At 63.3% G+C, this 14,370-nt stretch carries 13 protein-coding genes and 2 pseudogenes; 6 read left to right on the top strand and 9 right to left on the bottom strand.

The annotated features are described in order from the left end of the window. From urtC to urtA, 3 genes are all read right to left on the bottom strand, one after another. Positions 1-1,239, bottom strand: a complete 1,239-nt coding sequence (gene urtC, locus LB532_RS22000; protein ID WP_140638255.1) for an urea ABC transporter permease subunit UrtC — start codon at positions 1,237-1,239, stop codon at positions 1-3. After that, the gene (gene urtB, locus LB532_RS21995) at positions 1,236-2,852 is read right to left on the bottom strand and encodes an urea ABC transporter permease subunit UrtB (RefSeq protein WP_140638256.1); all 1,617 of its coding nucleotides are present in this window, start codon (positions 2,850-2,852) and stop codon (positions 1,236-1,238) included. Before urtB ends, urtC begins: the two co-directional genes overlap by 4 nt. Positions 2,853-2,958: 106 nt before the next feature. Continuing rightward, on the bottom strand, positions 2,959-4,269 hold the full coding sequence (gene urtA / locus LB532_RS21990; protein WP_140498870.1) for an urea ABC transporter substrate-binding protein: 1,311 nt from the start codon (positions 4,267-4,269) through the stop codon (positions 2,959-2,961). Between the two features lie 312 nt (positions 4,270-4,581). Between urtA and LB532_RS21985 the strand changes: the two genes are divergently transcribed. Beyond that, positions 4,582-4,980 carry a hypothetical protein gene (locus LB532_RS21985; RefSeq protein ID WP_140638257.1) on the top strand — a complete coding sequence of 133 codons (399 nt, stop codon included), beginning with the start codon at positions 4,582-4,584 and terminating at the stop codon, positions 4,978-4,980. Positions 4,981-5,028: 48 nt separating this feature from the next. On the opposite strand, the gene LB532_RS21980 is transcribed toward LB532_RS21985, so the two are convergent. From LB532_RS21980 to LB532_RS21970, 3 genes and pseudogenes are all read right to left on the bottom strand, one after another. Beyond that, positions 5,029-5,751: a DeoD-type purine-nucleoside phosphorylase gene (locus LB532_RS21980; RefSeq protein ID WP_140638258.1), complete on the bottom strand. Its 723-nt coding sequence runs from the start codon at positions 5,749-5,751 to the stop codon at positions 5,029-5,031. Positions 5,752-5,910: 159 nt separating this feature from the next. Continuing rightward, positions 5,911-6,059, bottom strand: a pseudogene (locus tag LB532_RS21975) (IS5/IS1182 family transposase); the annotation flags it as partial. Positions 6,060-6,191: 132 nt separating this feature from the next. After that, entirely contained in the window at positions 6,192-7,034 is an 843-nt protein-coding gene (locus LB532_RS21970) for an oxidoreductase (protein WP_140638259.1), read from the bottom strand. A gap of 49 nt (positions 7,035-7,083) precedes the next feature. Here LB532_RS21970 and LB532_RS21965 point away from each other — a divergent pair, with 49 nt between their 5' ends. After that, complete coding sequence (locus LB532_RS21965; protein ID WP_140638260.1) at positions 7,084-7,710, top strand: TetR/AcrR family transcriptional regulator; 627 nt, start codon at positions 7,084-7,086, stop codon at positions 7,708-7,710. A gap of 204 nt (positions 7,711-7,914) precedes the next feature. On the opposite strand, the gene LB532_RS21960 is transcribed toward LB532_RS21965, so the two are convergent. Then, positions 7,915-8,673: an SDR family NAD(P)-dependent oxidoreductase gene (locus LB532_RS21960; RefSeq protein ID WP_140638261.1), complete on the bottom strand. Its 759-nt coding sequence runs from the start codon at positions 8,671-8,673 to the stop codon at positions 7,915-7,917. A 382-nt stretch (positions 8,674-9,055) separates the two neighbouring features. Here LB532_RS21960 and LB532_RS21955 point away from each other — a divergent pair. Together LB532_RS21955 and LB532_RS21950 are read left to right on the top strand one after the other, a co-directional pair. Further along, positions 9,056-9,198: pseudogene (locus LB532_RS21955) on the top strand (carboxymuconolactone decarboxylase family protein); the annotation flags it as partial. Positions 9,199-9,266: 68 nt separating this feature from the next. Further along, a complete protein-coding gene (locus LB532_RS21950; protein WP_224557190.1) occupies positions 9,267-9,455 on the top strand; it encodes a hypothetical protein in 189 nt (62 codons plus the stop codon). Here LB532_RS21950 and cckA read toward each other — a convergent pair. After that, complete coding sequence (gene cckA / locus LB532_RS21945; protein ID WP_140638262.1) at positions 9,433-12,009, bottom strand: cell cycle histidine kinase CckA; 2,577 nt, start codon at positions 12,007-12,009, stop codon at positions 9,433-9,435. The two genes, LB532_RS21950 and cckA, sit on opposite strands and share 23 nt — an antisense overlap. A 244-nt stretch (positions 12,010-12,253) precedes the next feature. Here cckA and LB532_RS21940 point away from each other — a divergent pair, with 244 nt between their 5' ends. Next, positions 12,254-12,991, top strand: a complete 738-nt coding sequence (locus LB532_RS21940) for a flagellar biosynthetic protein FliO (RefSeq protein ID WP_181169267.1) — start codon at positions 12,254-12,256, stop codon at positions 12,989-12,991. A gap of 135 nt (positions 12,992-13,126) precedes the next feature. Here the strand turns inward: LB532_RS21940 and dksA are convergent, their stop codons facing one another. Then, positions 13,127-13,543 carry an RNA polymerase-binding protein DksA gene (gene dksA / locus LB532_RS21935; protein WP_140498888.1) on the bottom strand — a complete coding sequence of 139 codons (417 nt, stop codon included), beginning with the start codon at positions 13,541-13,543 and terminating at the stop codon, positions 13,127-13,129. 271 nt (positions 13,544-13,814) lie between these two features. Here dksA and LB532_RS21930 point away from each other — a divergent pair, with 271 nt between their 5' ends. Then, entirely contained in the window at positions 13,815-14,318 is a 504-nt protein-coding gene (locus LB532_RS21930; protein ID WP_140638263.1) for a SixA phosphatase family protein, read from the top strand. Positions 14,319-14,370: the final 52 nt, after the last annotated feature.

Genomic DNA, 14,370 nt, shown 5'->3' with positions numbered 1-14,370 from the left:
TCACTCCGCCGGCTGTGGTTCGGGGTTTGGCGAGGACCATTCGCCGGGTGTTCTCGCCGCCGCCCGCGCCGTTTCCGGGGACGCCATTTCGGGATCGACACCAGCCTCCGAGGCCAGCGATGCCGCCCGTAGCGCCCTGTTACCCCGCCAGGAGTCCCGCCAACTGTCCCACATGCCGATGACACCCTTGGGCAGGAACAGCGTGACGGCGACGAACAGACCGCCCAGCGCGAACAGCCACAGTTCAGGCAGCACGCCGGTGAACCAGGATCTTCCGGCGTTGACCAGCAGCGCACCGATGATCGGCCCGATGATGGTGCCGCGCCCGCCGACCGCTGCCCAGATCACCACCTCGATCGAATTGGAGGGTTCGAATTCGCCCGGATTGATGATGCCGACCTGCGGCACGTAAAGCGCGCCCGCGACACCGGCCATGACAGCTGAAACCGTGAAGGCGAACAGCTTCACATTCTCCGCCCGCCAGCCGAGGAAGCGAGTGCGGCTTTCGGCATCGCGCACCGCCATCAACAGCTTGCCGTATTTGGAGCCGACAATCGCCCAGGTGACGAAGACGCCGAGCGCCAGCGTCACCGCGCTTGCCGCGAACAGCGCCGAGCGGGTTGCGTCGGCCTGCACGTTGAAGCCCAGAATGTCCTTGAAATCGGTGAGACCGTTATTGCCCCCGAAGCCCATGTCGTTGCGAAAGAAGGCGAGCAGCAGCGCATAGGTCATCGCCTGCGTGATGATGGAGAGATAGACGCCGGTGACGCGGCTGCGGAAGGCGAACCAGCCGAAGACGAAGGCGAGCAGGCCGGGTACCGCCAGCACCATGAGGCCGGCGAACCAGAAATGGTCGAAGCCGGTCCAGAACCAGGGCAGTTCCTTGTAGTTCAGGAACACCATGAAATCAGGCAGGACCGGGTTGCCATAAACGCCGCGCGAGCCGATCTGGCGCATCAGATACATGCCCATCGCGTAGCCGCCGAGCGCGAAGAAGGCGCCGTGGCCGAGCGAGAGGATGCCGCAATAGCCCCAGACGAGGTCAAGCGCGAGCGCCAGCAGCGCATAGCAGAGGTATTTGCCGGTCAGCGCCACGATATAGGGCGGGACGTAGAATGCGCTCGTAGGCGAAACAACCAGGTTGAGCAGCGGCACGACGATGGCCGCCGCCAGCAGGATGAGGATGGTGATGGCGATGCGGCGGTCCGCGCCCGCGGCGAAGAAGCGTCCCGACATCATGCTTCCACCGCCCTGCCCTTGAGCGCGAACAGGCCGCGCGGGCGCTTCTGGATGAACAGGATGATCAGCACCAGCACGACGATCTTGCCGAGCACCGCCCCGGCATAGGGTTCCAGGAACTTGTTGACGACGCCGAGCGAAAAGGCGCCGACCAGCGTGCCCCACAGATTGCCGACGCCGCCGAAGACGACGACCATGAAACTGTCGATGATGTAGCCGCGGCCGAGATTGGGCGAGACATTGTCGATCTGGCTGAGCGCCACGCCGGCTATGCCGGCAATGCCGGAGCCGAGCGCGAAGGTCAGCGCGTCGACCCATGGCGTCCTGATGCCCATCGAGGCGGCCATGCGCCGGTTGGCGGTGACGGCGCGCATCTGTAAGCCCCAGGGGGTGCGCTTCATCACATAGAGCAGCACGGCAAAGACGCTGAGCGCGAACACCAGGATCCAGAGCCGGTTCCAGGTGATGGCAAGTTGGCCGACATCGAACGAACCCGACATCCAGGAGGGATTGCCGACCTCCTGGTTGGTCGGCCCGAAGATCGAGCGCACTGCCTGCTGCAGGATCAGCGAAACGCCCCATGTCGCCAGCAGCGTCTCCAGCGGCCGGCCGTAGAGGAAGCGGATAACGCCGCGCTCGATGGCGAGGCCGACAAGCCCTGCGACCAGGAACGCGAGCGGCAGCGCGATCACCAGCGACCAGTCGAACAGGCCGGGAAAGGACGTGCGGATCACCTGCTGGACGACGAAGGTCGTGTAGGCGCCGAGCATTACCATCTCGCCATGCGCCATATTGATGACGCCCATGACGCCGAAGGTGATGGCAAGCCCGATCGCCGCCAGCAGCAGCACCGAGCCCAGCGAAATGCCGTACCAGATGTTCTGTCCGGCGTCCCACAGGGCCAGCGTCGAATTGATGTTGGCGATTGCCGCTGTCGCGGCTTCCTTCACTGCGCCCGAGGCATTGGCCTCTGCCGAGGTGAGCAGCGATACCGCATCGCGGTCGCCGCGCGCGCCGATCAGGGCGATTGCCGCAAGCTTGTCGGCATCCGGCCGATCCGAGCTCAGAATCGACGCGGCACGAGCCTGTTCCAGCAAGGTCTTGACACTGGCGACCGTCTCATTGGCGATCGCGGCATCGAGCGGCTCGATGTTTGCGGCATCGGGCGTCTTGAACATGGTGTCGGCGGCGGCGAGCCGAACGGCCGGATCCTTGGCGCCAAGCGTCAGCGTGCCCAGCGCATCGCGGATGGTGCGGCGCAGCGTGTTGTTGACCTTGATCTTGATGATGTCGTCCTTGGCCGCTTCACCGGATGGTTCGCCGCTCAGCGGGTCGAAAAGCTGGACTCGTTCGCCGCCTTCCTTGCCGACGAAGACCAGGGAATCGATCTTGCGGACATAAAGATTGCCGTCGGCGAGCGCCGCAAGCGGCCGCTCCACTGCCGGATCGCCGGTCGCCGCCAAGTCGTGAACGACAGCTCTCGTCTCCGAAAAACCCTTGGCGGTGGCGAACTTGGCGATGATGCCACGCAGATCGGCTTCGCCAGCGCCCGACGACGACAGCGTCGCCAGCAAGAACAGCAGCGTCAGGCCAAATGCGCGGAAAAGGTTCATCGGCGTCAGGCGGCTCTTCAGGGTTGAGTTGGACGTCCGGACGGCGGAGGAACCGTCCGGACGCTCGCGGTCATGGGCATGGACCTGAAGGTCCAGCCCGGGAGGATCAGTTTGTGCCCTTGCCGCCGCATTTGCCGGTGGCGACATTGAAGTTGCCGCAGGACAGAGGCGCCCGCCAATCGGAGATCAAGTCCTTGGAATCGGGCAGGTAATCCGACCACTCGTCGCCCATCACCAGCCCCGGCGTGCGCGAGACCGTCTCGAACTGGCCGTCTGCCTGGATTTCACCGATCAGCACCGGCTTGGTGATGTGATGGTTCGGCATCATCGTCGAATAGCCGCCGGTCAGGTTCGGCACCGAGACGCCGACCATGGCGTCAATCACCTTGTCCGGATCGGTGGTGCCGGCCTTCTCGACCGCCTTCACCCACATGTTGAAGCCGATATAGTGGGCCTCCATCGGGTCGTTTGTGGTGCGCTTGTCGTTCTTGATGAACTTGTGCCAGTCGGCGATGAACTTCTTGTTCTCGGGTGTGTCGACGCTCTCAAAATAGTTCCAGGCGGCGAGATGGCCGACCAGAGGCGCCGTGTCGAGACCGGCAAGCTCCTCCTCGCCCACAGAGAAGGCCATGACCGGGATGTCCTCGGCCTTGATGCCCTGGTTGCCCAGTTCCTTGTAGAACGGCACGTTGGCGTCGCCGTTGACGGTGGAGACGACGGCGGTCTTCTTGCCGGCCGAACCGAACTTCTTGATTGCCGAGACTTCGGTCTGCCAGTCGGAGAAACCGAACGGCGTGTAGTTGACCATGATGTCTTCCGCCGCGACGCCCTTGGCCTTCAGATAGGCCTCGAGGATCTTGTTGGTGGTGCGGGGATAGACATAGTCGGTGCCTTCCAGCACCCATCGCTTCACCGAACCGCCGTCCTCGCTCATCAAATAGTCGACGGCCGGAATGGCCTGCTGGTTCGGCGCTGCGCCCGTATAGAACACGTTGCGCTCGCTCTCCTCGCCCTCATACTGGACGGGATAGAACAGGATGTTGTCGAGTTCCGAAAACACCGGCAGCACCGATTTGCGCGACACCGAGGTCCAGCAGCCGAACACCGCCGCGACCTTGTCCTTGGAGATCAACTCGCGCGCCTTCTCGGCGAAGAGCGGCCAGTTGGACGCCGGATCGACGACGACCGCTTCGAGCTTCTTGCCGAGCAGCCCGCCCTTGGCGTTCTGCTCGTCGATGAGCATCAGCATGGCATCCTTCAGCGTCGTCTCCGAAATCGCCATCGTGCCGGACAGCGAATGGAGGATGCCGACCTTGATCGTGTCGTCGGCCGCCTTCGCGGGCGCCGACATGGACAGGCCGGCAGCGACCACGCCCGCCGAAAACATTTTTGTTATTGTCGAGAAATTACCCCTCATGCCTGACACTCCCAAGCTGATTGATTGCAACGCAACACTACGAAGCAACCCCCATGCCAATCGCCGAGGCGGTCTCGCGGGAGAAGTTAATGCTCAATATTATCAGTGGTTTGACATATCGTACTTAGAGAAATCGTGAGGGCCGGTTAAAAATTGGTTGAGAGAAATTTGCGCAGCGCACACGGTTTTTGCCTAATTTTCGTTCAATTTTTCCAAATGCCTAGATTTTGATCTCCGCAAGCAGGCCGCACCCGACAATATTGCGGCACGGCACACAAATGGGGCAAGTTCGCTCCTCAACCGAGGGACGTTATGGCATCCGGAATTTCACGCATCTCTACCGGCCTATTGTTTCTGGCGGCGGCGACCGGGGCGGCGCGAGCCGACTTCAGCGACGGCAAGATGCCCGACGGCATTTATCATTGCGAGGTCTACCTGCTCGGCATGTTCCTCAACCTCGGCGACATCACCATCAAGGGAAATGTCTATACCGGCCCAATCACCTTCGGAACGGCCCAGCAGGGCTACAATTACCAGATGGACGCAAATGGGGTGATCTCCTGGCTGGGACCGCTCGGCGGCTACACCGCCGGCGGCAACTCGTTGTCCCTCACTCAGGCGACTCTGGATGGTCAGGGCCCGCCTTCATTCGACATCATCATGAGGCAACCCGACGGCGCCTTCACCGCCTCGACCTGCACGAAGGACTGAAATGTCCGTTCGGAATTGTATGAGGATCGGAGCGACTCGGCGAGGCTGTCAAACACCGGGCCGATCGGGGGCGGCGATTTCCAGCGCCAGCCGCGTCATGTCGGTAAAAAGATCCTGGCGTTCCGCATAGTGGGTCTGTTCGCCGCTGTCGATATCGTCGACCACCGTGCAGATCGATAGCGCACGGGCCCCGAAATGCCTGGAAATGCGATAGAGCGCACTGGTCTCCATGTCCACGGCTAGCGCGCCGGCTGCCTGCGCATCGGCAAAACGGGCGCGTCCCTCCGGATGGTGGAAGACGTCGCTGCATGCCGTCAGCCCGGCACGATGGTCGATGCCGAGTTCGGCCGCCTTCGCCAATGCGCGGGCAAACAGCGCCGGGTCCGGCCCGGCTGCAGCGTCATAGAGGCCGAAAACCTGACCGCTTCGGGCGCTTTCGGGCCGCACCGATTGGGAGATGACGAGGCTGCGCAGTTTTACGTCAGCGGTCAGCCCGCCGCAGGTGCCAGTACGGATCAAGGTCCGCACGCCATAGCCGTCCAGCAGCTCATGCGCATAGATCAGAAAGGAGGACCCGCCGATGCCTGTCGCCTGGATGCTGATCGGCTGACCACGAAACAGGCCAGTGAAGCCAAGGGCACCGCGCCGGCGGTTGATGCAGCGCGGGGCCTCCAGGAATGTCATGGCCATCCATTCGGCGCGCTGGGGGTCGCCCGGCAACAGCACAATTTCGGCGTAGTCGCCCTTGCTGGCTTCGATGTGTGGCGTCAACAGCTCGTCCCTGCCGTTTCATCCACAATCATGGCCTTGTCGCAGTATTGCGCAAGAGGCATTCGGGAACGCTAATACACGGAAACTTCGTTTCAGGACGACAATATCACGAAAACAAAGAGTTAAAGCGGTCGGCGACTCTATCAAAGCTGAACTGTTCTAGGACTCATAAGCGCGGAGCCACAGCCGCATCGAGGCGAGCTGGACCATGGCGAGGAAGTTGCGAGCTTGTCGTAGCGGGTGGCGACACGCCGGAAGCGCTTCATCTCGGAGAAGAACCGCTCGATCAGGTTGCGCTCGCGATAGAGCCGCTTGCTGAAGCAAGGCTTCACTTGGTTGCTCTCGGCGGGATGTTCGAGCGGCGGTTAGGCCGAGCCGCCCCAATTGCAGGCTGATGAAGACGCGCGGCGCGTCTTCATCAGCCGACGCACTCCAAGCGCTCATGATGCGAAGCTGGTTGAGCGCGAAAGCTCCTCCCACGCGCTGATTTCGCCCCGCATTACGTCGAGCTTCTGGTCGACCAGCCCCAGCGCGTCGTCGCCCAGGAACAGCCGTACCGGCGGGTTCGCGGCATCGACCAGCACGAGCAACGCCTGCGCGGCCTTGGCCGGATCGCCCGGTTGGTTGCCGCTCTTGGCCTGTCGCGCGGCGCGGACCGGGTCCATGACCGCGTCATAGTCGGCAATGCTGCGCGGCGTGCGATCCATCGAGCGTCCGGCCCAATCCGTGCGGAATTGGCCGGGAGCGAGCGCCGTCACCCGGATTCCAAAGCCTGCCACTTCCTTGCCGAGCGCTTCGGAAATGCCTTCGAGTGCGAATTTGCTTCCGCAATAGAAGGTGATCCCGGGCATGGTGATGAAGCCGCCCATGGACGTGACGTTGATGATATGGCCGCGATGCCGCTCGCGCATGCCCGGCAGCACCGCCTTGATCATCGCGACGGGCCCGAAGACGTTGGCGGCGAACTGGCGCTGGAGATCGTCCATGGAGGACTCCTCCAGCACGCCCTCATGGCCGTAACCGGCGTTATTCACCAGCACGTCGATTGGGCCCGCCTGCCGTTCGGCCGCGGCGACAGCCGCCGGGACCGTCCCGAAATCGGTCACGTCCAGCAAGAGCGGGTGGGCGCGATCGGGCGCGAGCGCTGCGAAGATCTCGGCGTCGGTCTTCCGCCGCACGGTGCCGATCACCCGATGGCCCGCTTCAAGCGCGCCTCTTGCAAATGCTCGCCCCAGCCCGGAGCTGACACCGGTGATGAGGAATGTCTTAGGGGTGGAAGTCATGGTTCACTCCGGGCTATGATTGAAACTATATCATGATATAGATAGCAGCATGACACAAAACAAGACCAAGGTTGCTCCGACCGCCACGCGGGGTGAGCCGCTTCGTCAGCGTGTGATCGATGCGGCGGAACGACTGCTCCGACAGGGTAAGGCCGATTTCTCGATGCGCGACCTCGCCACCGAAGCCGGAGTCAGTTTCGCGACGCCGTTCAATCAGTTCGGAAGCAAGGCCGCGATCATGCATGCCCTTTCGCGGCGGCGGATCGATACGATGGCCCAGCGCTTTGCCGGGATGTCACCGCCTGCCGATGCCGCCGGCCGCGTGCTGTTGGCCATCGATACGGCGGTCGAGGTGATGCTGGAGGAGCCGGAGATAAACCGGGCCGTGATGGGGTGGATCGGCACGGCCGGCCCGTCCCCCGGAAGGGTCCTGGCGCACTCCACAACCTTGTGGTCGCTTGCCCTTGGAGCGGGCGAAGGCTTGATCGCGGCCGGCAGGCAGGAGGCGCTGCGCAGTTTGCCGGAGCAGCTCGCATTTGCCTTTCGTGGGGTCCTGTCATTCTGGACCGCCGGCGAACTGCCGGATGAGGCGCTTGCCTCGAAGGCGCGAGAGATCGCAAAAACCTTGCTGCTCGGATTTGCTGAACGGCCGCTAATCGGCGATTCCGTCTCCTAAGCTGCCCTCCGGGGAACCACCAATCTCGGCCATTCCCGATTTATGGGTTCATGGCCTAGAGTAGCGCAGCGTACCCAGCGATTGTTCTTGGCCGAATGTCGCCGATAGTCGTTAGTCAAGCGGGGGAGAGCGCATGCTATCATGACGGTGGCATCGTTGAATTTCGAACGGAAGCGCAAGTTCGATCAGGCACTCGCGATTAAGTCACCACGGGATGGTTTCGTTTTCCCACTGCGTGAACGTGCCCGCCGGGCCGTCGGGGCCGAGCAGCGCGACGCGCACCACCTCGCGGGAACCCTCTTCAACAGATTCTGTTCCCCGATATCCGTTGAGGTTTGTCTTGGTGTAGCCCGGAGAGACCAAGTTGACTTTGATCGCCGTCGACTCCAACTCGATCATCAAGGCGAGCGTCATCGCGTTAAGGGCCGTCTTGGAGGCCGAGTAGACGGGACTGAAGATCGCGCGGTATTGGAAGGCCGGGTCTGCGTTCAGCGTCAGCGAGCCAACGGCGCTCGACACGTTGACGATGCGGGCATCCGACGACTCGCGCAGCAGCGGCAGCATCGCCTGGGTGACGGCGACGACGCCGAACACGTTGGTCTCCCACACCGCGCGCACCTCATCGAGCGACACGACGCTCGGGTGAGTCGACTTGGCATAATCCTCGGCCGAGTCGGCCGCCCGTCTTCTGGTATTCGAGATGGCCGCGTTGTTGACGAGCAGGTCGAGACGGCCGAACTCGCCTCGGATGCGCTCTGCCGCAGCGGCAATCGAAGCCTGATCCGTCACGTCGAGTTGGAGCGCAATGGCGCCCGGCCCGATCTCCTTGGCCGCAGCCTCGCCGCGTGTGGAATCGCGCGATCCGACCAGCACGGTGACGCCGTTTGCCACGAGTTCCTTGGCGACTTGAAGACCCACTCCTTGGTTCGCCCCTGTGATCAGGGCGATGCGTTTATGCCGCATGGCGATACTCCTTCGAAGCGTTGTTCAGGCAGCGGATCGTTCCGGAACCGGCCGTCGGCGCAGGCTTGCTTACATGATCCCTGGCGATAGGCCGCTTCCATCGGCCCGATCGGTTCCGTGTGGCATGATCTTGCCGATCTCTCAAAGCCACGCCGCTCGTGACCCAACGCTTCGGTCGTCGCGGAGTTTCAGCGAATACAAATTTTGATCGTGCGAAGGTCTCCCATCGAATTGGCCCCAAGGCCTGCCGCCCTCAACGGGCTCGAGCGCGGATGGCCTGTGCGAGAAGATCCCTTGGGTCCCGGAGTCAACGTGTGGATGGCCTGCATTTTCGATGCTGAGCGGAGTGTCGTTCGCTGGCGCCATCTCCTTCAAGCTCTCGACCTACGAGATCATCCTTGCTCGGAAGGGCAGTCCAGCGACCCCAAGCGCAATGCGGCCGTCCAGTTCGCCCGCAAGGTCATCGAGACCCAGGGCAATGTCAGCGACGCCGATCTGGAGGCCGTGGCCGCCGCCGGCCACACAGGCCTCGCCCAGGCGACAGAGGTCGCTATCGGACTTATCCGAACTGCGCGGCTGCCCGTGCGGCCGGCGTGACGCCCATCAGGTACGAGCAGGCCGGCTATGGGAGCCATCTGGACCGCGATGGGACGGAGTGGCCTGCGAGTGACTGCCTGCCCGGCCCAGCGCGAAGCCGGCGATCATCATCGCCCAGGTTCCTTCTGAGTGACGTAAGGTCTCATGCCACGAACCTCCGTGTCAGGACTCCAGCATGTCCTTGACGATCGTTGCCAACTGCTTGAGCGAAAACGGTTTCGGCAGGAATCCGAAATGCGCGTCCGCCGGCAGGTTCCTGGCGAATGCATCCTCGGCATAGCCGGACACGAAGACGAATTTGATGTCCGGCTGGCGCTTGCGCAGTTCGCCGAGCAGCGTCGGCCCGTCCATCTCCGGCATCACCACATCCGAAACCACGATGTCGACCTTGCCGCCGAGCGCTTCGAACACTTCCAGCGCCTCGACCCCGGAGGACGCCTCGTGCACGGTATAGCCGCGCGAGGTCAGTGCCCGCATGCCGCCCATGCGCACCGCATCCTCGTCCTCGACCAGCAGCACAGTGGCCGACCCGGACAAATCCTTGCCTGTCTCGGCCGACTTGGCAGGCACCGCTGCCGGTGCTTCCCCGGGTTCGCCTGCCTTCTTCGCCTCGGCGATGTGGCGCGGCAGGAAGATGCGGAAGACCGAACCCTTGCCGACCTCGGAATCGCAGAAGATAAAGCCGCCGGTCTGTTTGATGATGCCATAGACCATGGACAGGCCAAGGCCGGTGCCCTTGCCGACCTCCTTGGTGGTGAAGAACGGTTCGAATATCTTCTTCAGCACGTCGGGCGCGATGCCGCTGCCGGTGTCCTCGACCTCGGCCACCACATAGTCCGCCGGAGTGAGTTCCCGGTAGGGGAAGGTCTTGCACTCCTCGGCGGTCACATTGCGGGTGCGCACCGTGAGGTCGCCGCCCGCCGGCATTGCATCGCGCGCGTTGACCGCCAGGTTGACCACCACCTGCTCGAACTGGCCGATATCGACCTTGACCGGCCAAAGATCGCGACCGTGGTCGATCTTCAGCTTGATGTCGTTGCCGACCAGACGGGCGAGCAACATCCTGAGATCGGCGAGCACGTCGGTGAGGTTCAGCACTTCCGGCCGCAGCGTCTGCTTGCGCGAAAAGGCCAGCAACTGCCGCACCAGCGAGGCCGCCCGGTTGGCATTCTGCTTGATGTTCATGATGTCGGGAAAGGATGGGTCCGACGGCCGATGGTTGGTCAGAAGCAGGTCAGACGCCATGATGATGGCGGTCAGCACATTGTTGAAGTCGTGCGCGATGCCGCCGGCAAGCTGGCCGACCGCCTGCATCTTCTGGCTTTGCGCCATCTGCCCTTCGAGCGCCTTCTGCTCCGTCGTCTCGACGGCGTAGACGATGGCCGACTCCTCGGCCCCCTCGCCGCCTGTGCCGTCGGCGACCGCATTGACGTAAAAACGGATGTGGCGCTCCTCATTGCCGGGCAGGAGCGTGTCGATCGGCTCGATATCGGCCTGCCGCTGCCTTGCCTTTTCGAAGGCCGCGGCAAAGGCCGGGCGGTCACGTTCGTGGATGACCGTGTCGAGCCGCATGCGGCGATCGACGGCGTCCCGGTCGACGACCGATGAAAACAGCGAAAGGAACGGCGCATTGGTGCGCAGGATGCGCCCGCTGGCGTCGACGCCGGCGATCGCCATCGGCGTTGAATTGAAGAAGCGGGTGAAGCGCACTTCCGAAGCGCGCAGGTCCGCCGAGGCGTCCTCGCCTTGCGTGCGGTTGAGCACGATCGTGCGCGTCGGGCCGTTGAGGCCTTCGCGGCTGGCTGAAACGCGATGCATGAAGCGCACCGGCAGCGCCTCGCCCGTCATCGTCGTGAGGTCGAGATCGATGACCGCGTTGCGCGTCGTACCGGGGTCGGCCTTGACCGAGCGCACCAGTGCCATGCCGTCGCCAGCGACGATCTCCGGCAGGGAGACGGCGCCGGGCGTGAAGCTGGCAAGGTCGATACCCAGCCATTCGGCGAGCGTGGCGTTGATGTAGGTGACGCGGCCTTCCTGGTCGGCGGAAAAGAAGCCGGCGGGCGCGTGGTCGAGATGATCGATCGCCTTCTGCAGGTCCAGGAAGAAACGCTCCTGCTCGGCGCGTTCCTGCGAAATGTCGGCAAGTTGCCAGGCGAGCATCGGCAGCCGTTGGCCCGGCACGCTGAAGGTGCGGGCGCGGGCGCGATACCAGCGCGCGCCGGGCTCAGCACCAGGCTTGATCGACTGCGCAAGTCGGAATTCGCCGTCGCCCGGCTGGCCGTCACGCAGGCCGGAGGCCAGTCGGTAGATGGTGACCGAAGCTTCCGGAACATCCGAAAGCAGCCCTTCGACCGTCTTCAGGTCGGCCGCGGAAGAGGCTCCGGTCATATCGGCATAGGCGCGGTTGGCATAGACCACGCGGCCCTTGGTGTCCGTGACCAGAAGGCCCTGCGACATCGAATCGACGAATGCCTTCGACAGTTCGTCGCCCGTCGAGCGTGGCGTGATCTGCACGAAGCCGATTGCCGTGGCGAACAGGAAGCCGACGCCGATCATCGCCAGCACGCCGAGCATGCCGAGCAGGAAAGGGTCGCCGAGCCGTTCGCGGAACAGGCCGAAGACGATGGCGGCCCCCGTCAGGACGGCAATGAAGATGACGAGCCGGGTGACGGCGCCGGGCCGCGTGTTCTGATCGACGATCGGTACCGGATAGAAATCGCCGCGCGCTTCCTTGGCCATGTGCCCCCTGCTCTTGAAGTCCGGTGTTCCGATACTCGCCGCAATGTGTGCCGACGCCCGCCCCTGTCGGGTTGAATCATATTCTCCTGGTCCCGAAAAGGCCCGGGCGGCAAATGTCAGATAAAAATGATGTCGGCCGGCCCTCTAGTGTTTCAAGCTGTTCATGAAGCGTGAAAGGCAACTTGCGGTAGCCCGCCGCAACGGTCTAGTGTCGCGTCACTTCCAAACCGATCAGGGGGAACCAATGCTGCAATGGCTGGATAGCGTAGCGGGCCCCGGCTATGTAGCGGCACTGCTGTGGACCTTCGCGGCGCTGGTCCTGCTGGTCATCGTCCTCATCATCGTCAAACTCGTTCGCAACCTGACCTTCGGCACCTTTGTCGCGGGCGGCCGGAACCGCAAGACGCGGCTTGCGGTCATGGACGCCACCGCCGTCGACAGCCATCGCCGCCTGGTGCTGGTGCGCCGCGACGACATCGAGCATCTGCTTTTGATCGGCGGCCCGACCGATGTCGTCGTCGAGCGTGACATCCGCCTTTCTGCGCCACGCCGTCCCGCGCTGACCGGAGATGGCGGCTCGCAGCAGCCTGTCGCGGTGGCAAAGCCGCGTCCGCCTCAGCCCACCCCGGCGCCGGCGAGACAGGCACCTGCTCCGCAGCCGGTGAGCGCAGCGCCGCCCGCCCGTCAGCGCGCTCCGGAGCCGGTGCCGAAGCCGGCGGCGCAGGGTTATCAACCGACCAATGTCACGCCGCTGCCTTCCTACGGCTCCGCAAACGTCAATGCCGTTCGGCATGCCCCGCCTCCGGCTTCACCACCGCCGGGGCAGGAAAGCATCGACGAAACGCTGATGAAGGAACTCGAGGTTTCGCTCGACCAGCCCCGCTCGAGCAGCCCGGCGAGTAAGCCGGTGGCAAAAACACCGCCGTCGCTCGACGACGAGATGACCAGGCTTCTGGGCGAACTCTCCAGCCAGAAAAGATGAGCAGCGCTTGCGCCCGGACCCGAAAACCGATCGGGGTTTTGCGCGCGCATCGCCCGGATCTGAAAAAGAAATGGCCGGAAACCCGGCCATTTCGACAGCGATATCGCTGGAATCTTCTTGAATGCAGACCGCAGGCTAGTCGTCGCGATAGACCTTCTCGCGGCGCTCGTGCCGCTCCTGCGCTTCGATCGACAAGGTTGCGATCGGGCGGGCATCCAGCCGCTTCAGCGCGATCGGTTCGCCGGTCTCCTCGCAATAGCCGTAAGTGCCTTCCTCGATGCGCTGCAAGGCCGAATCGATCTTTGCGATGAGTTTCCGCTGGCGGTCGCGCGCCCTGAGTTCGATGGCGCGGTCGGTTTCCGAAGAGGCGCGGTCGGCTAGATCAGGGTGATTGGCGTTTTCCTGCTGCAGGATTTCGAGAGTTTCGCGCGCTTCGCGCAATATGTCATTCTTCCAGGTGACGAGCTTTGAGCGGAAGTAGGATTTCTGCCGCTCGTTCATGAACGGCTCATCTTCGGAGGGTACGTAATCGGCGGTAACGGCATCGTTCATTCGACTCACCCAAACAGCCCCAAATTTGGCGCCTATATATTCGCGGTCAAACGCCTGCACAAGCGCAATCGATTACCGATTCACGCAATTGTTAATCTGCCTCGATGAGCGCGATTGAGGTGATTCGGGCTGGCCTTAGGTACTGAATCCTTCGAACTGGCGGCCGCCGGCTGATGATTCGTCATGTCCGAAAAACGACTGCCATTGTGCGCCGCGCCGTTCTTGTGGCTAATCACGGCACGGTTCGGGCTGTTGGCACGGTGGAGATTGGGTGAGCAGGCTTTATCTGTTGAGGCACGCCAAAGCCGGATGGGCGCTGCCCGGCATGCGTGATTTCGATCGCCCGCTCGATGCGTCCGGCCGCGCTAATGCGGAGGCGATGGGCACCGCCATGCGGTCGCGTTCCTATGTGCCCGATCTGACGCTTTGCTCCACAGCCCGGCGCGCGAAGGAGACGCTGGAGAGCGTGGCCGGTCGGGCCGACACCGGACGGGTTCTGTTCGTCGACGCGCTCTACAGCGAGGACGCGGCCGCGTACCTCAGCCTCATCCGGGACAATGGTGGGGTGGGTTCGATGCTGCTCGTCGGCCACAATCCGATGACGGAGGATCTCGCCATGGCGTTGTCCGGCGATGGCGAGGAAAGCGCCCGCGCCATGCTCAATCATGGTTTCCCGACCTCGGGCCTGGCGGTCGTGCGCTTCAGCGGCGACCTTGCCGGGGCCGCGCAAGGTGCCGGCTATCTCGAGGCATTCCTGACGCCGGCCGACCTCTGACGCCATTCCAAACCAGCACGGCAACGCCTATATCGGACCTGTCGCAGCCTCG

The organism is Mesorhizobium sp. ESP-6-2 (assembly GCF_020164675.1).
In the GTDB taxonomy this organism is placed as follows: domain Bacteria; phylum Pseudomonadota; class Alphaproteobacteria; order Rhizobiales; family Rhizobiaceae; genus Mesorhizobium.
The sequence above is the reverse complement of the archived record's forward strand: the minus strand, read 5'-3'. Positions and strand labels throughout refer to the sequence as shown.